This is a genomic window from Bacillus infantis, from assembly GCF_008180445.1.
Lineage (GTDB): Bacteria > Bacillota > Bacilli > Bacillales > Cytobacillaceae > Bacillus_AB > Bacillus_AB infantis_B.
The window spans coordinates 162303-183396 of record NZ_VTER01000003.1 but is presented as its reverse complement, the minus strand read 5'-3'; the positions used below and the strand labels follow the sequence as shown (position 1 = coordinate 183396).

The window sequence follows — 21094 nt, the reverse complement described above, 5'->3', positions numbered from 1 at the left end:
GAGGCTCTAGCCGCTGTAGCTGGACAATCCGAAATGCGGAAGGCGCTTGTTCAGCCCCGACAAGCATAAGACGCTTCAGGATAGAAGGCGTTCTTTGCCTTCAATCCTGAAGTGGCTTATGACTCGAGGGGCTAGCGCCTGGAGCTGGACAAATCCAAATTGCGGAAGCAGCTTGCCCAATAAAGGAACGCTGGCTAAAAACGCCACGTCCTGTAGCAGTACCCACATGACCCCCTTCAAGCACCAAAAAAAATAACAACCCCGCATGCCAGGTTGTTATTTTAAAGTTTTATTCCAGCTCTTCACCCTGTGGAACTGCCCCTAATCTGTAGTGAAGCTCATTGGCATGAATTTCTTCAAGCGCCTTGCCGACATTTTTGTGTGACACATATTTGTCCAGCTGAGGCTTCGCATCAATCTGAAGCTTGCGGGCACGTTTTGCCGCCACAGATACAAGGGAATATTTAGAGTCAATTTTAGTCATTAAAGAGTCAATAGAAGGATATAACATATGTTCATTCAACCTCCAGCATTTTTTTATAGCGCGGCTCGACCCGTTCCCTGCGGCAATGTTCAGCCACAACAATGGATTTGATCCTTTCGCTTGCGAGTTCCACCTGGTCATTCTCTACAACATAATCATACAGATTCATCATTTCAATTTCTTCCTTGGCGGCAGTCAGACGATTCTTGATAACATCCTCTGTCTCAGTACCCCTTGTCGTTATCCGGTTTTTCAGCTCTGTAAGGCTTGGCGGCATAAGGAAAATGAACAGGCCGTCAGGGAATTTTTCACGGACCTGCCGTGCGCCCTGGACTTCGATCTCAAGGAATACATCTCTTCCTTTATCCAGTGTCTCCCTTACATAATCAACAGGAGTCCCATAATAGTTGCCGACGAACTCGGCATATTCAAGGAGCTTTTCCTGTTTGATCAGCTCTTCAAACTCTTCCCTTTTTGAAAAAAAGTAATCGACTCCATGGACTTCGCCATCACGCGGAAGTCTGGTAGTCATAGAAATCGAATACTCAAAAGAAGTATCCGGCTGTGAAAAAATCTGTTTTCGTACAGTTCCTTTACCTACCCCTGAAGGACCAGAAAGAACGATTAGTAAACCCTTTTCCTGCATGTATCAGATCCTACCCTTCATCAATAATTTCATCACGGTCATTTAATCGGTGGGCGACCGTCTCCGGCTGGACAGCAGACAAAATAACATGGTCGCTGTCCATCACAATGACAGCCCTTGTCCGCCTGCCATATGTCGCATCTATGAGAGAGCCCCGGTCCCGGGCATCCTGGATAATCCTTTTGATCGGTGCTGATTCAGGGCTTACGATCGAAATAATCCGGTTTGCTGACACGATATTGCCAAACCCGATATTAATCAGTTTAATCGGCATGGTGGTCCTCCAATCGTCAGTTACTTATTTTGGCCGTTATTGAAGTCTTTTAAACGTTTATTCTATATTCTGTACCTGCTCTTTCATCTTTTCCAGAAGGCTTTTCATCTCAACCACTTCCCTGGCAATCGAGGAATCATTAGCCTTAGATCCAATAGTGTTGGCTTCCCTGTTCATTTCCTGGAGAAGGAAGTCCAGCTTCCTGCCGACAGGCTCTTCCAGCAGAAGGGTGCTTCCAAACTGGCCGATATGGCTGTCAAGCCTCGTTATTTCCTCATTAATATCGGCTTTATCAGAGAACACAGCCACCTCGGCCAGGATGCGGTTTTGGTCAATCTGCTCGCCAAGGAACTCTGTCATCTTCTTCTCAAGACGGTCGCCATACTGCTTGATAACCAGCGGGGCAAGGTTCTTAAGCTGCGCAAGGCAGGCCTGCAGCTTATCCAGCTGGACCCGGATATCTTTCTCCAGCTCTGCTCCTTCAGCTTTCCGCATGGAAATCAGCCGCTCTGCAGCTTCCTCGACCGCGTCAATGACAATGGCTTCAAGCTCTCCATCCGCTGCATCTTCTTCCTGGATGGAGAGCATATCCTCCCGGCTGACGAGATCTGTGATTGACGGACCATCGCTCAAATGATATCTTTCTTTGATTTGCATTATGTATTGATAATATTCATCCAGGAGGTCCCAGTCAACATTAACTTTCCGGCTGACGGCCCCTTCCCCTTCTATGCTGGCAAATAATTCGACTCTGCCCCGCTTAATCCTTGTGGCCAGAACCTTCTTTATTTTATCCTCAAGCCTGATCATCTGCCTCGGCATCCGGAGCTGGTGCTCGGAAAACCGGTGGTTCACTGTTTTCAGTTCGATGTTGACCGAAAAGCCATCAGTGCTTTTATTGCTCCGGCCGTAGCCGGTCATACTTGAAACCACAAAATCACATCCATTCTTTTTTCGGGGCCATTCCCGGCAGACAGCAACTTTCTTCCCTGTCTCCAAAAGCTGGAGCTGCTATGAGGCTTTCAAATCTTGCTCAAGATTTATGTATGCTGAGCAGCAAGCAAAGCTTGCCGGCGTTTCAAGACAAAAGAAAAGGTAATAGAGGCTTCTCTACTACCTTTAGGATTATACCATAATTTATTTTGTTTTTCTTAATAAAAACGTTCCGGCAAGCAAAAAAGTTGGAACGGATGCAAGTCCTGTGATCATAATCCAGTCTCCAGGCTGTATAGCCATCGTGTGGAAGATTGGCTGCAGCGGCGGATAGTAGATGACGATAATCATCAGCAGAAGCGAAGAAATCACGGCCCATACAAGATATTTATTGCCGAACGGATTCCTGGCCAGAACTGACTTTTCGCTCCGGCAATCAAACACATGGATGAGCTGGGCCAGGACAAGGGTAGCAAATGCCACTGTCTGGGCATATCCCAGCTGATCAGGATTATTCTTGTATGCGAGCATGAATGCTGCAAGTGTTACAATCCCGATCAAAAAGCCCCGGGAAACCACCTTCCAGCCAAGCCCTCTTGCAAAAACGCCTTCCTTCGGGCTCCGCGGCTTCCTTTTCATCACATCATCCTCCGGCTGGTCAAGGCCGAGGGCCATTGCCGGGAGCCCGTCTGTAACCAGATTGACCCAGAGAATCTGGATGGGAACCAGCGGCAGCGGCAATGCAAGGAGCATTGCAAAGAGCATCACCAGAATTTCACCGACGTTGGAGGCAAGAAGATATCTGATGAACTTGCGGATATTTTCATAGATATTCCGCCCTTCTTTGATCGCTGCCTTAATAGTGGCGAAGTTATCGTCCAGAAGGACAAGAGCTGAAGCTTCCTTCGCCACATCTGTTCCTGTAATGCCCATGGCCACTCCAATGTCGGCTGCTTTGATGGCAGGCGCGTCATTGACCCCGTCGCCTGTCATTGCAACAATATGCCCTTTGTTTTGCAGGGCTTTGACAATTTTAAGCTTATGCTCCGGTGACACCCTTGCAAAGACGGAAACTTCATCAACCACATCCTCCAGCTGGCCGACTGACATCTCGGAGAGCGCCTTCCCGTCAAGAACCTTGCTGCTGCCTGTCAGGATGCCAAGCTGTTTGGCTATCGCCTTGGCAGTGATAACATGGTCGCCCGTAATCATAACGGTTTTAATGCCTGCTTCCCTGCACTCCTTCACCGCTGTCCGCACTTCAGGGCGGGGAGGATCAATCATGCCCTGCAGGCCGATCAGCGTAAGGTTTTTCTCTGCTTCTTTCTCATCAAGGACCACCTGGTTTGCCGGGAGCTCCCTGAAGCCGATGGCAATGGTCCGCAGCGCCTGGGAAGCAAGTCCATCAATCGCTTCCTGGACCTCTTTCTTCATTTCCCCCGTCATCATCTGGCGCTTGTCGTTCCAAAGGATAGAATCGCTGATTCCCGCCAAAACATCCGGGGCGCCCTTTGTAACAATGAATTGCCTGCCGTTTCTGTCTTTGACAATGATGCTCATCATTTTCCTGGCCGAATCAAAAGGAAACTCATTGAGGACCTGGTACTGGTCCATCAGGCTTTCCCTCCTGTAACCAGCCTTCATAGCCGCTACCAGGAGAGCCCCTTCTGTGGGATCTCCATCAATGCTGTATTCCCCTTTTTTCTCTGCAAGCTCTGCATGGTTGCAAAGCAGCCCGAACATCAGCATCTGCTGGAGTGACTTCTGGGCTTTAACATCCACCCGCTTATCATCATTATAAAAATTTCCGGAAGGCTCGTAGCCGATGCCGTCCACCGTCCACTGTTTCCCTCCGCTCCAGAGATGGGTGACCGTCATTTGGTTCTGTGTCATCGTTCCGGTTTTGTCAGAACAGATGACAGAAGCGCATCCCAGCGTTTCTACAGCCGGGAGCTTCCTGACGATGGCCTTTTTCTTGATCATCCGCTGGACGCCAAGCGATAAGGCGACCGTTACAATGGCTGGCAGCCCTTCTGGAATGGCTGCTACCGCAAGGGAAACACCCGCGAGAAACATCGTGTAGAGCTCGTGGCCCTGTATGACGCCGACAATAACTACCAGGACTGTCAATAGGAGAGCTGCTGTAATCAGGATTTTACCAAGCTGCTCCAGCCTGCGCTGAAGAGGTGTTTCCATCGTTTCGGCATTCTGAAGCAGATCGGCTATCTGGCCCATCGCTGTCTTCATGCCAGTTGCGACAACCACCCCAACTCCGCTGCCCCTGGTAATCATCGTGCCCATAAAAGCCATATTCTCCATATCGCCGAGCCCAGGGTTTTCCGCTTTTAAGGATGCTGTCGTCTTCTGAACGGGAACTGACTCACCTGTCAAAGCAGACTCTTCGATTTCAAGGCTTCTGGATTCAATCAGCCTGATATCTGCACCAATCCGGTCGCCGCTTGAGAACTTCAGCAGGTCACCTGGCACTACCTCCTTGGAGGGTACCCTGACCCACTTCCCGCTGCGGAGGACCTGTACCTGCGGCGCGGACAATTCCTTTAAAGCAGAGAGCGATTTCTCTGCTTTCCTTTCCTGGAAAAAGCCTAATAAACCATTAATGATGACAATCGCTATGATGGCAATCGCATCAATATATTCTCCCAACAGCCCTGAAACAAGAGTGGCCGCAAGCAGGACCAGCACCATAAAATCTTTGAACTGGCTGAAAAACAGCAGAAGTGCCGACTGCTTTTCCCCTTCTGAAAGTTCATTGAAGCCATGCTGGTTCCTCCGTTTTTTCACATCATCATCGGTCAGCCCAGCCGAAAAATCCGTATTTAATGCTTCTTCCACTTCTCTTTCATTCATCTCATGGAACTTCATCCGGCCATCACTCTTCCTCCTTTAAAATTCTATGGGAGCCTGCCTCCTTGCAGCAGGCCATGACAGAAATCCTGCTCGATCTGAATGAATTCCCCCGTCTTCCAGCCCTGCGGCCGTTCATGGCACAAAGCTGTCCCACTCCGCTCTAAGAAATCTTATTCAGACCTGTCCAAAAAAATGCCAGAGTCCAGGGGAAGAATGAGCAATCCTGCAGGATTTTTGCTAAAATAAGATATTAGAAACAAAAAAGCGCTGCATATAACAGCTGCTGAAAATACTCACCCGGATTGGGATCATCCCCAGCCGGACAAAAGAAAAGGATGTTCCTTATGTCATTTGATGGATTGTTTACAAGAGCCATGGCACATGAGCTCTCAGATACATTGCAGGGCGGGCGGATCAATAAAATCCACCAGCCGTTCAAAAACGAAATTGTACTCGTCATCAGGGCGAATGGAAAAAACCACAAGCTGCTGCTTTCCGCCCATCCAAGTTATGCGAGGGCGCAGCTGACCCATGAGGCGTATGAAAACCCAAGTGAGCCCCCTATGTTCTGTATGCTCCTCCGTAAGCATCTGGAAGGCTATATACTGGAAGATATCCGCCAGGTTGGCCTGGACAGGATTCTCATCCTTGATGTAAAAGGGCGGAATGAGATTGGCGATATCTCATACAAACAGCTGATTGTGGAAATCATGGGGCGCCACAGCAACATCGTGCTTGTAGATAAAGGCCGCAATATGATCCTTGACAGCATCAAGCATGTTTCATATGCCCTGAACAGCTACAGGGCCATCCTGCCCGGCCAGGAATATGTAAACCCGCCGGAACAGAATAAAATCAATCCGCTGGGGCTTGAGGAAGAGGAGATACTCAGAAGGCTTGATTTTAATGCCGGAAAAATGGATAAGCAGCTTGTTGAGCAATTTGCGGGCATTTCGCCTCTTTTTGCGAAAGAAGCTGTCAAACGTGCAGGAATGAGCAACCGGAATACAATTCCCAAGGCATTTTTGGAATTGCTGGGACCAGTTAAAAATCATGAGTATACACCAGCCATTACGGCAGGACAGAAGGAGAATTTTTATCTGTTCCCGCTTGAGCATACAGGAGGCAGCAGCCGGACTTTCGAGACCTTAAGCGGGATGCTGGACCGGTTTTATTTCGGAAAGGCTGAAAGGGACCGGGTCAAGCAGCAGGGAAATGACCTTGAGCGCTTCATTATTAATGAAAAAGAGAAAAACGAGAAAAAGATCGAGAAGCTTGAAAAAACGCTGGAGGAAGCCAGGAACGCCGATCAGTACCAGCTGTCCGGCGAACTGCTCACGGCTAATCTGTATGCGGCTGAAAAAGGCATGAAGGAAATCGAGGTCATCAACTATTATGATGAAAATGGCGCGACGATGGTCATCCCGCTCGATCCGCAAAAAACACCTTCAGAGAATGCTCAGAAATTTTTCACAAAATATCAGAAAGCTAAAACAGCCGCCGGCATTGTAAAAGAGCAGATCGATAAGGCAAAGGAAGAGGCCGCATACTTTGAATCCCTTTTGCAGCAGGTTGAAGCGGCTTCTACTAAAGATATCGAGGAAATAAGAGAAGAGCTGGCAGAGGGCGGCTATATCCGCATCCGCCAGAAAAAGCAAAATAAAAAATCAGCCAATGCGAAGCCTGTCCTGGACAGATACACAGCAACGGACGGTACAGAAATCTATGTTGGCAAGAACAACAAGCAAAATGACTATCTGACCAATAAGCTTGCTGCCAGAGATGAAATCTGGCTTCATACAAAGGATATTCCCGGCTCCCATGTCGTCATCAGGGATAAAACACCTTCAGATGAAACGATACTTGAAGCCGCAAAGCTTGCTGCCTATTTCAGCAAGGCACGAAACTCCGGCTCGGTGCCTGTTGACTATACCCAGGTGCGCCATGTCAAAAAGCCAAGCGGTGCAAAGCCGGGGTTTGTCATCTATGACAATCAGCAGACTGTTTATGTCACGCCGGACGAAGAAACAGTTTTGACACTAAAAAATTCACAATAAAAAAAAGGAAGCAGAGTCCGCAGATCCTGCTTCCTTTTTTATTTCAAGATAAGAAATCTTATTTTTATAACTTCAATTATTGTCTAGCGGCTGCGCCCCATTCGGCTGGATTCTCTCTCCATTCCGAAAGGGCATCCATTTCGCGATTTGTGATATGGCCCTTTTCTCGTGCTGTCTCCGCAAGCTCTGTGAAGGTGGCCAGGGAATACGACTGTATCCCTGCTTCAGCAAGCTTCTGATCGCCCTGCTTCAGCTCATATGTAAAAATGGATACAGCCCCAAGCACTTCACAGCCTGCTTCACGAAGAGCATCAACAGCTGTGATGACGCTGCCTCCAGTTGAAATAAGATCTTCGACCACAACCGCTTTCTGCCCTTTTTCCGCTCTTCCTTCAATCTGCTTTCCTTTTCCATGCTCTTTCGCTTTTGAACGGACATAGCACATCGGCAGCTCCAGCAAATCGCTTGCCCAGGCAGCATGGGGGATCCCTGCTGTCGCAGTTCCGGCGATGACTTCAGCGTCAGGGAAATGCTCTTCTATAAGTGCTTTAAGCCCTTCTGCAATTTCCCTGCGCACTTCAGGATATGACATCGTCAGGCGGTTGTCGCAGTAGATAGGTGAAAGCAGGCCCGATGACCACGTAAAAGGATCGGAAGGCTGCAGGGCAACCGCTCCTATTTCCAGCAATCTTTCAGCAATTGTTTTTTTCATGACAGTACGCCCTCCCATTGATTTTTAAATGACAGATAAGCTTCATACGGATCAGCAGCTTTTGTGATGGAACGGCCCACCACTATGGCCGAGACTCCTTCCTGCCTTGCAAATCCCGGTGTGCTGATCCTTTTTTGATCACCTGCCGCCTCTTCTGGCAGACGGATGCCTGGCGTCACTGTCAGGAATCCTTCCCCAAAACGGCCGTTCAGCAGCTTTGCTTCATGCGGGGAGCAGACGACGCCATCAAGCCCGGACTGTCTGGCAAGCCCTGCATAATGAATAACAGAATCATTCAGTGCGACTGGGATCAGCTGCTCTGCCCGCATCTGTTCCTCTGATGTGCTGGTGAGCTGTGTCACCGCAATGCACAGAGGCCTTTTTTTGCCAGCTGCTGTCCCTTCTTCCAGCCCTTCAAGGGCAGCTTTCATCATTACGCTGCCGCCGGCTGCATGAACATTGACCAGATCGCAGCCAAGGCCGGCAATCCTGCGCATAGCGCTGCCGACTGTATTAGGAATATCATGGAGCTTCAAATCCAGGAACACTTCATGTCCGTCCGCCTTCAGTTCCCGGACCATATCAGGGCCCTCCTGGTAAAAAAGCTCCATGCCTACTTTGACAAATAATTTTTCTTCCGGAAAATTCCCCAGAAAAGTTCTCACTTCTTCTTTTCCGGCAAAATCAAGCGCGATGATAAGCGGATTTTTCATGCTTGCCCCAGCTCCTTCCCGTACATTCGCTAATATGTTCGAAACCAAGCTTCTCCAGCAGTCCCGGAAGCTCATCTATAATGTTCGGACAGACAAAAGGATCGACGAAGTTGGCCGTTCCGACCGCAACAGCTGAAGCTCCTGCATAAAAGAACTCGATCACATCCTCCGCTGTTTCCACTCCGCCCATTCCGATGATGGGCAGATTCACCTGCTGGCTCACTTCATAAACCATCCTTAACGCCACAGGCTTTATTGATGGCCCAGAAAGGCCTCCCGTCCGGTTGGCAAGGATAGGGCGGCCAGTGTTCAGATCCATCCTCATGCCAAGAAGCGTATTGACCATGGTAAGACCGTCTGCACCGCCTTCTTCAACAGCTTTAGCCATCTCTACAATATTCGTGACGTTCGGGGACAGTTTGACATAAACAGGCACTGCAGATGCTGCCTTTACTTTCTTTGTCAGGCTTTTTGCGATTTCGGGGATGGTCCCGAAAGCTATGCCGCCCGTCTTGACGTTCGGGCAGGAGATGTTCAGCTCCAAAGCCTTTACATTGGATGCCTTTGATAACGCTCTGGCCACTTCTATATAATCTTCTTCCGTGCTGCCTGCTATATTGGCGATAATCGGAACATCATATTGCTCCAGTCTCGGAAGCTCTTCCATAAGCACATTATCAAGCCCCGGGTTTTGCAGGCCGATTGCATTCAGCATCCCTGCAGGTGTTTCCGCGACCCTCGGAGTCGGATTCCCGAATCTCGGCTCAAGAGTGGTCGCTTTAATCATAATGGCTCCCAGCAGGCTCAAATCATACAGCCCGCTGTATTCCTTTCCGAACCCGAAGCAGCCGGAGGCAGGCATTACCGGATTCTTAAGGGTTAATCCAGGCAGGTCAACATTCAGCATACTCATAGTACAACCTCCCCTGCCCTGAACACAGGCCCGTCTGTGCAGACTTTTTTATAGTTGAAGCCCTCCGGATCGTCCGCCGTATGGCAGACACAGGCAAAGCATGCACCCAGGCCGCAGCCCATCCGCTCTTCCAGCGATAAAAAGACCTTTTTGTCCTGATAGGCATGTTCCAGCGCCCTCAGCATCGGTGTCGGTCCGCAGGCATACAGCACATCAAATTCCAATTCTTCCCGAACAATGACGTCGGTCACAAATCCCCTTGATCCGTATGTTCCATCCGCGGTTGCAATATATGTTTCTCCCAGCACTGCAAATTCCTTTTCATAAAACACTTGTTCAGCCGATTGAAATCCAAGCACATGTACTGTCTTGACGCCTCTCGCTTTTAATCTTTGAGACAATTCATATAAGGGCGGCACACCGATTCCCCCGCCTATAAGGAGGGCTGTCTGGCCTGGCAGGGCTTCATTGTCAGGAAATCCATTGCCCAGCGGACCAAGGACATCGACCTTTTCGCCGGACCGCTTTGAAGCCAGCAGAATAGTGCCCCTGCCCCCCGCCCTGTAGATCATCGTAAATGTCTGGCGGCTTTTATTGATTTCCGCAATCGAAATCGGCCTTCTTAAAAGCGGATCATATCCGTTTGATACTTTTAGATGGACGAACTGTCCCGCAGTCTCCATCTCATTGACAAGCTCACCTTTTAAGGTGAGCTCATAAATGTCTTTAGCAATTTCCTGGTGAGAAACGATCGTGCATAGTTCCTTCCTGATCATAGAAGGACCGCCTTCTTCTCTTGGCTGCCCGGCATCATGGCCTCTGCCGAGAAGTTCATCGATTCAATTACCTGGAGAATCGCTTCTGCCGTATCCAGGGATGTCAGGCATGCGATGCCGTTTTCCACTGATTCCCTGCGGATCCGGAAGCCATCGCGCGCCGGCTGCTTTCCTTTTGTCAGCGTATTGATGACCAGCTGTGCCTCTCCATTGCGGATGACATCCAGCAGGTCAGGGCCTTCTGCCCCGATTTTGCTGACAACTTCCACTGGAATGCCTGCTGCAGAGAAATAGCCTGCCGTACCGCTTGTCGCCATTACCTGATAGCCGATTTCTGCAAACCTCCTGGCAAGTGCCAGCGCTTCTTCTTTATCTTTATCGGCCACTGTCATCAGGACGTTTCCGTAACCGCTGATTTTCATACCTGATGCGACAAGGCCTTTATATAAGGCTTTTTCAAGGGTATGATCTTTCCCCATGACTTCACCCGTCGACTTCATCTCAGGGCCGAGCGTGATGTCTACCCGCCTTAACTTAGCAAAGGAAAACACCGGCACCTTTACATACACGCCCTGCTTTTCAGGTACAAGGCCTGACTCATACCCCTGGCTTTTAAGCGACTGCCCAAGGATTACCTTTGTTGCAATATTAGCCATCGGGACATTGGTGATTTTAGACAGGAATGGAACTGTCCGGCTGGACCGCGGGTTCACTTCCAGGACAAATACCTCTCCTTTTGCCACTACATACTGGATATTCAGGAGACCGATGATGCCTAGGCCCTTTGCCAGCTTTTCCGTATATTCGGCCAGTTTCGCTTTCACTTCATCAGTCAGATTTTGAGGCGGGTATACGGCAATGGAGTCGCCCGAGTGGACGCCTGCCCGTTCGATATGCTCCATGATGCCTGGAATGACGACTCTTTCTCCGTCAGAAATGGCATCAACTTCGATTTCCTTGCCTGTCAGGTAGCGGTCGATCAGGACAGGATGTTCAGGATTCACCCGTACCGCATTTCTCATGTAATGAAGCAGTTCTTCTTCTTTGTAGACAATCTCCATCGCTCTGCCTCCAAGGACATATGAAGGGCGGACAAGGACAGGATAGCCGATTTCAGCAGCAATCACGGCCGCATCTTCTGCAGAGAAAGCTGTCTTTCCCTGTGGCTGGGGAATGCCCATGTCTGTCAGCGCCATTTCGAATTTGTCCCTGTCCTCAGCACGGTCAAGGTTTTCAAGTGTTGTCCCGAGGATTTTCACCCCCCGTTTCACAAGTTCTGCAGCAAGATTGATCGCTGTCTGGCCCCCAAATTGGACAACTGCCCCCTCTGGTTTTTCCAGATCAATGATATGCATAACATCCTCAATCGTAAGCGGTTCAAAATAAAGCTTATCTGATATGCTGAAGTCTGTAGACACAGTTTCCGGATTATTATTGATGATGATTGCTTCATAGCCGGCTTCTTTAATCGCCCATACAGAGTGTACGGTTGCATAATCGAACTCAATTCCCTGCCCAATGCGGATCGGTCCGGAACCAAGCACGACAATGCTTTTCCTGTCTGTAACGATAGACTCGTTTTCTTCTTCATAGGTTCCGTAATAATAAGGTGTTTCTGATTCGAACTCCGCCGCACAGGTATCAACCATCTTATATACAGGTACAATGCCGTTTTCCTTCCGCCAGCTGTACACCTCCTGCTCTGAGGCATCCCACAGCCCCGCAATCACGAGGTCAGAAAAGCCCATTTCCTTTGCTTTCTTCGCAGTCTCCCGGTCAAACCGTTTGTCAGAGAGAATCTGTTCAAAGGTAACGATTTTATTCATTTTATAAAGGAAGAATAAGTCAATCTGGCTCCACTCATGGATGGTTTCGATCGTCACTCCCCGCCTCAGCGCTTCAGAGATGTAGAACAGCCTCTCATCGCCTGCTTTGCGGATCCGCTTTTCCATAAGAGCATCATCGATTTCCTCAGGATTATTCAAAGCAAAATGGTATACATTGGCTTCCAAGGACCTGATGGCCTTAAGCAGTGATTCTTCAAAAGTCCGCCCGATGGCCATGACCTCTCCTGTTGCTTTCATCTGCGTGCCGAGCGAGCGGTTGGCTGACTCAAATTTATCAAAAGGCCAGCGCGGGATCTTTGTCACAATATAATCAAGGGCAGGCTCAAAACACGCATATGTTTTACCTGTGACCGGGTTCATCATTTCATCAAGCGTCAGGCCGACGGCAATTTTCGCTGCCAGCTTGGCAATCGGGTAGCCTGTCGCCTTGGAAGCCAGCGCAGAAGAACGGCTGACACGAGGGTTCACTTCAATGATGTAATAGTCAAAGCTGTATGGATCCAGCGCGAGCTGAACATTGCAGCCTCCCTCGATTTCCAGGGCACGGATGATTTTCAGCGATACATTGCGGAGCAGCTGGTATTCACGGTCGCTTAAAGTCTGGCTCGGCGCGACAACGATAGAATCTCCTGTATGTACCCCTACCGGATCGATGTTCTCCATATTGCAGACAACGATCGCATTATCGTTCGAGTCTCTCATAACCTCGTATTCTATTTCTTTGAAGCCAGCTATGCTCTTCTCGAGCAGGCACTGGGTGACAGGGCTGTTCTTCAGGCCGCTCGCCGTGAATTCCAGCAGTTCTTCCTCATCATGGCAGATTCCGCCCCCTGTTCCGCCGAGCGTGAAAGCAGGACGGACAATTACCGGATAGCCGATCTGCTCTGCAAATTCAAGCGCCTCATCGATATTATGGATGATTTCACTTTCAGGAACCGGCTCACCCAATTCATTCATTAAGCTTCTGAAAAGATCGCGGTCTTCCGCCTTCTCAATGGCTGACAGCTTTGTGCCGAGCACTTCCACACCGCACTCTTCAAGCACGCCTGCTTTAGACAGCTCGACTGCCAGATTCAGGCCCGTCTGCCCACCAAGGGTCGGAACGATCGCATCCGGGCGCTCTTTGCGGATGATCCTGCTGACAAACTCAAGCGTCAGGGGTTCAATATAGACGGCATCGGCAATCTCTGTATCTGTCATGATGGTCGCCGGATTCGAGTTGACAAGGATGACCCTGTATCCTTCTTCTTTCAGCGCTATGCAGGCCTGTGTCCCCGCATAGTCGAATTCTGCGGCCTGCCCGATGACAATGGGCCCCGACCCGATCACTAGAATGCTTTTTATATCTGTACGCTTTGGCATGCTGCAGCACCTTCCCGTTTCTCAGATTCGATCATTTGCATAAATTGTTCAAAAAGATTATTGGCATCTTCAGGCCCCGGAGAGGCTTCAGGATGATATTGGACTGTAAAAGCAGGTATATTCTTATGTTTCAGCCCTTCGACTGTCCCGTCATTAAGCGCGATATGCGTTACTTCAAGCGGTGTTCCGTCAATAGAATCTTCGTTGACAGAGTATCCATGATTTTGTGAAGTCAGCGCCACTTTCCCTGTTTTAAGTTCTTTGACAGGATGATTGGACCCCCTGTGGCCGAATTTCAGTTTCTCAGTGTCAGCGCCGCAAGCAAGGGCAAACAGCTGGTGGCCGAGGCAGATCCCGAACAACGGGACCTTCCCGAGCAGCCCCTGGATCATCGGTATGGCTTCCTCTACATCTTTCGGGTCCCCAGGCCCATTTGAAAGCATAACCCCGTCAGGGCTCAGGCTGAGGATCTCTTCGCTTGTTGTATGGTATGGCACCACAATCACATCACAGCCGCGCTTGTTCAGCTCCCTGAGAATTCCATGCTTCATGCCGTAATCCACAAGAACGACCCTGCGGCCGCGGCCCGGGGAAGGATAGGCTGTTTTCTTTGATACTTTTTTTACCTGGTCGCGAGGAAGGACAGCGGATTTCAGCTTTTCAATCACTTCGGAAGGATCTTGTTCAATCGGGCATATGCTCCCTTTTAAAGTCCCATGCTTACGGATGATCCTTGTCAGCTTCCTTGTGTCGATACCTGCTATTCCAGGAATGCCTTTCGCTTCAAGATAATCTCCTAAAGAGTGCTCATTCCTCCAGTTAGAAGGAAATTCAGCCGCTTCTTTAACAACCAATCCGTGAATCGCCGGCAGAATGCTTTCAAAATCATCCCTGTTGATGCCATAATTCCCGATCAAGGGGTAAGTCAGTACAACGATCTGGCTGCAGTATGAAGGGTCAGAGAGGATCTCCTGATATCCGGTCATACCCGTATTGAATACCACCTCGCCAAAAGCGGCCGAATTGCTCCCGAATCCTTCTCCGATAAATATGGTTCCATCTTCCAAGATCAGCTGTTTTTTCATGCTCTGACACTCTCCTTCGCCCATACCGTTTTTCCGCCCGCAATTGTCAGAACCGGCCAGCCTTTGCAGTTCCAGCCTGAGAATGGGGTATTTTTCCCTTTAGATAAAAATTCCTTCGGATCAATGTTCTGCCCATGATCCAAATTAAGCAGCACCAGGTCGGCATATGAACCTTCCTCCAGCTTTCCGTATGGCAAACCGAAAGCTTCTGAAGGCTTGATTGTCATATAATCGACCAGCTGTTTTAAAGTAAGGATCCCCTTCAGCACCAGATGTGTGTAGAGAAGCGGAAAGGCTGTCTCAAGCCCGGTGATCCCAAATGGGGCCAGCTCCATTCCTTCTCCTTTTTCTTCCGCGGTATGCGGGGCATGATCGGTTGCGATAAAATCAATCGTACCGTCCAAAAGACCTTCTATCAGTGCCTCACGGTCACTGGCGCTCCTTAGCGGCGGATTCATCTTGAAATTTGCGTCAAGGCCCGGAATATCATCTTCGCATAAGAGCAGATGATGAGGCGTAACCTCAGCAGTTACCTTAATCCCTGCCCTTTTGCTGTCCCTGACAACCCTGACAGACTCTTTAGTAGAGATGTGGCACACATGATAGTGGCAGCCAGCCGCTTCAGCCAGCAGCACATCTCTTGCAATATGTACAGATTCGCATACAGATGGGATCCCATTGATTGCATGCTTCCTTGAAAATTCCCCTTCATGGACAGAGCCTTTATTGATCAGCGTATTTTCTTCGCAGTGCGCAACGACAGGCATGCTGACAGCAGCAGCTTTTTTCATCGCGGAAAGCATCATCCCGGCTGACTGCACTCCCACGCCGTCATCAGTAAAGGCAAAGGCGCCGGCCTGCTTCAGCCCTTCAAAATCGGTCAGCTCACTGCCAAGCTGCCTGACGGTGATCGAAGCATAAGGAAGGACCCGCACATGAGCCGTTTCCGCAATCCTTCTGTTCAGCCATTCCAGCTGCTCCACCGTGTCAGGCACCGGCCTGGTGTTCGGCATTGGGGCAATCGTTGTAAAGCCTCCGCGTGCTGCAGCCAGGGTCCCAGTTTCAACCGTTTCTTTCTTTTCTCCCCCCGGTTCCCGCAGGTGTACATGAAGGTCGACCAAGCCAGGGACTGCCAGCAGCCCTCCTGCATCTATCACTTCAGCATCTATACTTTCGATTTCAGACCCGATCTTCGCGATTTTTCCGCCCTCGATCAGGATATCCTTCTGTACAAGCTCTCCGTTTTCAGTAAGCAATCTGCCATTTTTGATCAGCTTTTTCATGATTACCTCTCCCCTCTTTATGTACAAGTGCCCTTTTCAGCACTGCCATGCGGACAAATACACCATTTTCCATTTGTTTGAAAATTCTCGACCTGCTGCATTCCACCAGGCTGTCAGCTATTTCAACCCCTCTGTTGACCGGGGCAGGATGCATGATGATGGTTCCCTGCTTCATCCGCTTTTCGCGCTTTTCTGTCAGCCCGTATTTTTCGTGGTACTCGGCAGCAGACATCCCTGTGCTTTCCTGATGCCTCTCATGCTGTATTCTCAGGAGCATGACCACATCCGCAGTTGCAGCCGCTTCATCGATTTCTTCAAAACTTCCAGAATGGCGGAAGGAAGGGTCAAACCATTCTTCCGGCCCCGAGAATACAACCTCTGCCCCCAGCCTTGCCAGAGCTTCAGCATTGGACCTTGCCACCCTGCTGTGAAGGATGTCGCCAATGATGGCAACCTTCAGCCCGGCAAAGCGGCCGAACTCCTGCCGGATTGTCAGCAGGTCCAGCAGCGACTGCGTTGGATGGTGGCCGCAGCCGTCACCTGCATTCAGGACCGGGATGCCTATCTTACCTGAAAGCGCGCTAAAGTAATCTTCCTCCTGATGGCGGATGACCACCGCATCGACACCTATGGACTCGAGTGTCCTCACCGTGTCGTAAAGCGATTCGCCCTTCTGGACGCTCGAAGTCCCTGCTTCAAAAGGGATGACATCAAGGCCAAGCTTCCTCTCGGCAACTTCAAAGCTGCACTTGGTCCTTGTGCTTGCCTCGAAGAAGAGATTGGCAACGAAGGACTGTGAAGACGGCCTCCAGACTGCGCCTTCAGCAAACTCCTGCGCCTGTTTCAGAATCTCCCCGATTTCCTTTATGCCCAGTTCATTCATCGTGAGCAGATCTTTCATCTTTGCTTCCTCCTTAACGGAGGCGGGCAAGGCTGTAAAAAAAGCACCCTGAACAAGGTTCAGGGTGCTGAAAAGTCAACATGCCATACTGCACGGGAAAAGCAGCCGAGCTTCCTCCCGCAGCACATCAACACCCTTGCAAGCCTCTCTGGACTTTTTTAAAAAGTGTCTTTCTTATGCAACATTACTTTTTTTTTCTGTTTCCGCTTGAAACATATCTTCTTCAATCTGAGGTTTGCCTGGCAGGATCAGGTTGAGCGCCACACCGCAGATTGCTGCGAGCGCCATACCTTCCAGATTTAATCCGCCCAGTGTTATATGGGCTCCGCCGATCCCGATGACCAGGATGACAGACGAGATGACCAGATTGCGTTTGTCCCCAAAGTCCACCTTGCTGTCAACCAGCATTCTCAGTCCGGACGAGGCGATGATGCCGAAGAGCAGGATGGAAACCCCGCCCATCACAGGTGTCGGGATGGTAGCGATCAGCGCAGTGATCTTGCCGATGAAGCCAAACACTGTCGCAACTATTGCGGCACCGGCCAGCACATATACACTGTAGACCCTTGTGATTGCAAGGACGCCGATATTTTCGCCGTAAGTTGTTTTAGGCGGTCCGCCGATCAGCGCGGAAATGATGGTTGCCATCCCGTCCCCGAGAATCGACCTGTGAAGTCCCGGGTTTTTAATATAATCCCTGCCTACAACTTTGCTGAGAACAAGCTGGTGGCCTATATGCTCTGATAAAGTGACGACTGCTACAGGCACCATCAGCAATGCGATCTTCAATGATGACAGATCAACTTTATAATCTGCAAATGGAATGAGGAAATTCGGTGCTTCAAACCACTTTGCTTCTAGAACCGGAGTGAAATCTACAAGACCCGCAAATACGGAGTATACATACCCGATGATGATCCCGCCAAGAATCGGGATCATGCTCAGCATCCCTTTAAAGTAGATGGAGAAAACAATGGTGGCCGCCAATGTGACGAGGCCGGCGGAAAAGTACAGGAAGCTGTATTCCCCTTCTGCATTGTTCATCGCCATTCCTACTGCTGTACCTGCAAGTCCGAGCCCGATGACAATGATGACCGGGCCGACCACTACAGGCGGGAGCAGTTTCATAATCCAGCGGTAGCCTGCTTTTTTAATGATGAGGGCAACGACGCCGTAAACCAGGCCGGCCATAAAGCTGCCGATCATGGCTGCACCCGGTCCGCCTGCGGCCTTCGCTGCGATGATCGGTGCTATGAAGGCGAAGGAAGAACCCAGGTATGCCGGCACCTGCCATTTTGTGATGATCAGGAAAGCGATGGTCCCAAGTCCGCTCGAGATGAGAGCGATGGCCGGATCAAGCCCGACGAGGTAAGGAACAAGAATGGTTGCGCCGAACATGGCGAATAAATGCTGGATGCTTAATGTAATCCATTGAAATGGCTTTGGTACTTCGTTTACGTCTAATAATGGTTTATTCATGGCTTTGTCTCCTTTGTAGTTGTCTTTTCCCCGCAAAAAAACCCTCTTGCTTTTTCGCACAGAGGGCATAGGAGCACAGCTGAAAAGACACCAGCCATGTTCCCCTTTGCCAGCCTCTCTGGACTGCGTTAAAAGGGGGATGTTCAGTTTTCAAAAATGCTTACTTGATCGGTTTCATCTACTTCCTTCAGTTCAACGACTATTTTCTCCGAGCTCGAAGTCGGTATGTTTTTGCCTACATAATCCGCCCGGATCGGGAGCTCTCTATGGCCCCTGTCCACCAGGACTGCCAGCTGAATCGCAGCCGGTCTGCCGATGTCTACCAGGGCATCGAGTCCCGCTCTGACTGTCCTGCCTGTATACAGTACATCGTCGATGAGGATGACTTTTTGATTGGTGATATCCTGGGGAATGTCGCTGCCTTTGACCAGCGGCTGATCGTCATCCGTTTTCTTTGTCAGGTCGTCACGGTACAGCGTGATATCCAGCTCCCCGACAGGGATCCTTTTACCCTCGATCTGTTCAATCCTGTCAGCCAGGCGATTTGCCAAGTAGATGCCTCGGGTCCTGATCCCTACAAGCACACATTCATCTATCCCTTTGTTCTTCTCAATGATTTCATGGGCGATCCTGGTCAATGCCCTCCTGATTGCCTGTTCATCTAAAACCACTGCTTTTTGTGTCATGTTATCACCCTCCAGCATCAGGCTGCACGATTTCTTGTATAAAAAAACCTCCCGCCTGCACGACGAGAGGTTTGGCTGCACTTTAGTGCAGGAAGGGGATTCCCTTCCGTATCCGATACCTTCTCAGTCTCACAGGACTGGTCTTAAAGGTCATATTCATTAAAGCTATAGTAAAATATTTTAGGACAGATGTCAACGATTATTATTTATTAGACGCTACTTGCCCAGTTTTTCCAGCAGTTCCGAGAAGTATGCCGGCAGAGGGGCCTCAAATTCCATGTATTCCCCGGTTCTTGGATGCACAAAGCCAAGGACACCGGCATGGAGTGCCTGTCCGCCGATTTCAAGTGTCTTTCTTGGCCCGTATTTCGGGTCCCCTGCCAGCGGATAGCCGATATATTTCATATGAACGCGAATCTGGTGGGTCCTTCCTGTTTCCAGCTGGCATTCCACATGAGTAAAATCTTTGTAGCGGTGGATCACATGAAAATGCGTGACCGCATTCTTTCCGCCATCCACTACTGTCATGCTCTGCCGGTCTTTAGGGTCCCTTCCAAGCGGCGCATCAACCGTCCCATAGTCATGAGGGATGGTTCCATGAACAATTGCCTGGTACTTCCTTGTCACTGTTTTTTCAACAAGCTGATTCACAAGGCTTTCATGGGCCATATCATTCTTGGCAACCATCAGCAGGCCTGATGTATCCTTATCGATGCGGTGAACGATTCCCGGGCGCAGGACGCCATTGATGCCGGAAAGGTCCTTGCAGTGTGCCATAAGGCCATTGACCAGCGTTCCTGATGCATGGCCCGGCGCCGGATGGACGACCATTCCCTTGGGCTTATTCACGACAAGGACATCACCATCTTCATAATAGATATCAAGGTCCATTTCTTCCGGTAAGACATCAAGCTCTTCCGGTTCCGGAAACGACACTTCAATCCTGTCATTGGCGCTGCATTTATAATTCGTTTTGGTTCCCTGGCCGTTGACAAGGATATGGCCATCCTTGATCATTTGCTGCGCCTGTGATCTGGACAGCTCTTCGTTCAGCAGTGAAACAGCTTTATCAAGCCTTTCCCCTGCCACTTCTTCATTAATGATGTATTCCATTTTCTCCATTCGATTTCTCCTTCGCTTCCCGCTCTTCCCGGAGCATTTGTATCATCAGTATGATTACCCCGACAACCAGTGATGAATCGGCGACATTAAAGACAGGAAAATCATATCCAAAGATATATGTGTTGACGAAATCAACCACTTCTTTGCGGAAAACCCTGTCGATAAAATTGCCGATCGCCCCTCCGAGCATTAATCCCAGTGCGATGCCAAGCAATCGCTTCCCTTTTGCTGCGGTCTTGATGTAATAGACAATACCTATGATGACGGCAACTGTAATAACATAGAAAAACCACATTTGCCCTTCAAGAATTCCCCATGCCGCCCCCCTGTTGCGGTGCGATGTGATATAAAGAAAATTCTCGATCACCGGGATGCTTTCACCAAGCTCCATATTTTTAACAATCAGCCATTTGGTCAGCTGATCCAGAGCAATAACAAATAAGGCAATTATGTAATAAAACACAAAGGCTACCTCCAATTTGAAGTCATTACCTTAGCATTTTAGCATAATCTCCATGAAAACGACACCTTTTATCCACTATGAAGGCTGCTGCTGACCGGTTAGCCCCTCATAATCATCATCAAGAAAGAAGCGGTGTCTGCCGACGGTTCAAAAACTGATTCCATCGGCTTCCGGCAAAACGCCCCAAGCTTATCATAATCTGACAATGCTACCATGGTCGGGATGACTGACAGCAGATTTTCCGGTATCAATTCCCCGGATATTTCACATTTTCCATATTCCCCTGTTTCCAATTTTCCGATGGCGCGGTTAATATCGGCCAACTCATCATATATTAATGGCTGGATAAGGGCTGAGCATCTTCCGCTTTCCAGCCTCTGAAGCAATTCCTCTTTAGTTGCACGGAGTTCTGAATAGAGCTTTTCAAATGAGCTGTCCATTGCCGCTTCCTCCGTTCTTCTTTGTTTAAAATTATTATCTCCGGCCTGGG

Annotated in this window: 20 protein-coding genes; 1 reads left to right on the top strand and 19 read right to left on the bottom strand. The window is 49.5% G+C overall.

Annotated elements, in window-relative coordinates; all coding sequences use genetic code 11:
• Positions 1–75 precede the first annotated feature (75 nt).
• The 6 genes from FZD51_RS26050 to FZD51_RS05570 all read right to left on the bottom strand — a co-directional run bounded on the left by FZD51_RS26050 (position 76) and on the right by FZD51_RS05570 (position 5220).
• Positions 76–228, bottom strand: a complete 153-nt coding sequence (locus tag FZD51_RS26050; protein WP_187445639.1) for a hypothetical protein — start codon at positions 226–228, stop codon at positions 76–78.
• A 61-nt stretch (positions 229–289) separates the two neighbouring features.
• Positions 290–511, bottom strand: coding sequence for a DNA-directed RNA polymerase subunit omega (gene rpoZ, locus FZD51_RS05590; protein WP_148974242.1), 222 nt, complete (start codon positions 509–511; stop codon positions 290–292).
• Positions 512–515: 4 nt separating this feature from the next.
• A complete protein-coding gene (gene gmk, locus FZD51_RS05585; protein WP_009795971.1) occupies positions 516–1130 on the bottom strand; it encodes a guanylate kinase in 615 nt (204 codons plus the stop codon).
• A gap of 10 nt (positions 1131–1140) precedes the next feature.
• Complete coding sequence (remA, locus tag FZD51_RS05580) at positions 1141–1404, bottom strand: extracellular matrix/biofilm regulator RemA (RefSeq protein ID WP_009795972.1); 264 nt, start codon at positions 1402–1404, stop codon at positions 1141–1143.
• A gap of 57 nt (positions 1405–1461) precedes the next feature.
• Complete coding sequence (locus FZD51_RS05575) at positions 1462–2337, bottom strand: YicC/YloC family endoribonuclease (RefSeq protein WP_148973866.1); 876 nt, start codon at positions 2335–2337, stop codon at positions 1462–1464.
• Between the two features lie 204 nt (positions 2338–2541).
• Entirely contained in the window at positions 2542–5220 is a 2679-nt protein-coding gene (locus FZD51_RS05570) for a calcium-translocating P-type ATPase, SERCA-type (protein ID WP_148973865.1), read from the bottom strand.
• Positions 5221–5549: 329 nt separating this feature from the next.
• Here FZD51_RS05570 and FZD51_RS05565 point away from each other — a divergent pair, with 329 nt between their 5' ends.
• On the top strand, positions 5550–7262 hold the full coding sequence (locus FZD51_RS05565; protein WP_148973864.1) for an Rqc2 family fibronectin-binding protein: 1713 nt from the start codon (positions 5550–5552) through the stop codon (positions 7260–7262).
• Positions 7263–7338: 76 nt separating this feature from the next.
• Here the strand turns inward: FZD51_RS05565 and pyrE are convergent, their stop codons facing one another.
• The 13 genes from pyrE to FZD51_RS05500 form a co-directional block, all read right to left on the bottom strand.
• Positions 7339–7974: an orotate phosphoribosyltransferase gene (gene pyrE, locus FZD51_RS05560; RefSeq protein ID WP_148973863.1), complete on the bottom strand. Its 636-nt coding sequence runs from the start codon at positions 7972–7974 to the stop codon at positions 7339–7341.
• On the bottom strand, positions 7971–8687 hold the full coding sequence (pyrF, locus tag FZD51_RS05555) for an orotidine-5'-phosphate decarboxylase (RefSeq protein WP_148973862.1): 717 nt from the start codon (positions 8685–8687) through the stop codon (positions 7971–7973). The genes pyrE and pyrF overlap by 4 nt, the downstream gene beginning before the upstream one ends.
• Positions 8659–9600, bottom strand: coding sequence for a dihydroorotate dehydrogenase (locus FZD51_RS05550; RefSeq protein WP_148973861.1), 942 nt, complete (start codon positions 9598–9600; stop codon positions 8659–8661). Before FZD51_RS05550 ends, pyrF begins: the two co-directional genes overlap by 29 nt.
• Positions 9597–10376: a dihydroorotate dehydrogenase electron transfer subunit gene (locus FZD51_RS05545; protein WP_148973860.1), complete on the bottom strand. Its 780-nt coding sequence runs from the start codon at positions 10374–10376 to the stop codon at positions 9597–9599. The genes FZD51_RS05550 and FZD51_RS05545 overlap by 4 nt, the downstream gene beginning before the upstream one ends.
• Positions 10373–13585: a carbamoyl-phosphate synthase large subunit gene (gene carB, locus FZD51_RS05540; RefSeq protein WP_148973859.1), complete on the bottom strand. Its 3213-nt coding sequence runs from the start codon at positions 13583–13585 to the stop codon at positions 10373–10375. The genes FZD51_RS05545 and carB overlap by 4 nt, the downstream gene beginning before the upstream one ends.
• Complete coding sequence (locus FZD51_RS05535) at positions 13564–14670, bottom strand: carbamoyl phosphate synthase small subunit (protein WP_148973858.1); 1107 nt, start codon at positions 14668–14670, stop codon at positions 13564–13566. The genes carB and FZD51_RS05535 overlap by 22 nt, the downstream gene beginning before the upstream one ends.
• Positions 14667–15953 carry a dihydroorotase gene (locus FZD51_RS05530; RefSeq protein WP_148973857.1) on the bottom strand — a complete coding sequence of 429 codons (1287 nt, stop codon included), beginning with the start codon at positions 15951–15953 and terminating at the stop codon, positions 14667–14669. The genes FZD51_RS05535 and FZD51_RS05530 overlap by 4 nt, the downstream gene beginning before the upstream one ends.
• Positions 15916–16854 carry an aspartate carbamoyltransferase catalytic subunit gene (locus FZD51_RS05525; RefSeq protein WP_148973856.1) on the bottom strand — a complete coding sequence of 313 codons (939 nt, stop codon included), beginning with the start codon at positions 16852–16854 and terminating at the stop codon, positions 15916–15918. Before FZD51_RS05525 ends, FZD51_RS05530 begins: the two co-directional genes overlap by 38 nt.
• Before the next feature lie 174 nt (positions 16855–17028).
• On the bottom strand, positions 17029–18333 hold the full coding sequence (locus FZD51_RS05520) for a solute carrier family 23 protein (RefSeq protein ID WP_148973855.1): 1305 nt from the start codon (positions 18331–18333) through the stop codon (positions 17029–17031).
• Positions 18334–18476: 143 nt separating this feature from the next.
• Positions 18477–19019 carry a bifunctional pyr operon transcriptional regulator/uracil phosphoribosyltransferase PyrR gene (pyrR, locus tag FZD51_RS05515; RefSeq protein WP_009795986.1) on the bottom strand — a complete coding sequence of 181 codons (543 nt, stop codon included), beginning with the start codon at positions 19017–19019 and terminating at the stop codon, positions 18477–18479.
• 216 nt (positions 19020–19235) lie between these two features.
• Complete coding sequence (locus FZD51_RS05510; RefSeq protein WP_148973854.1) at positions 19236–20141, bottom strand: RluA family pseudouridine synthase; 906 nt, start codon at positions 20139–20141, stop codon at positions 19236–19238.
• Positions 20116–20604: a signal peptidase II gene (lspA, locus tag FZD51_RS05505; protein WP_022543702.1), complete on the bottom strand. Its 489-nt coding sequence runs from the start codon at positions 20602–20604 to the stop codon at positions 20116–20118. Before lspA ends, FZD51_RS05510 begins: the two co-directional genes overlap by 26 nt.
• Positions 20605–20702: 98 nt before the next feature.
• The gene (locus FZD51_RS05500) at positions 20703–21044 is read right to left on the bottom strand and encodes a hypothetical protein (RefSeq protein WP_148973853.1); all 342 of its coding nucleotides are present in this window, start codon (positions 21042–21044) and stop codon (positions 20703–20705) included.
• Positions 21045–21094: the final 50 nt, after the last annotated feature.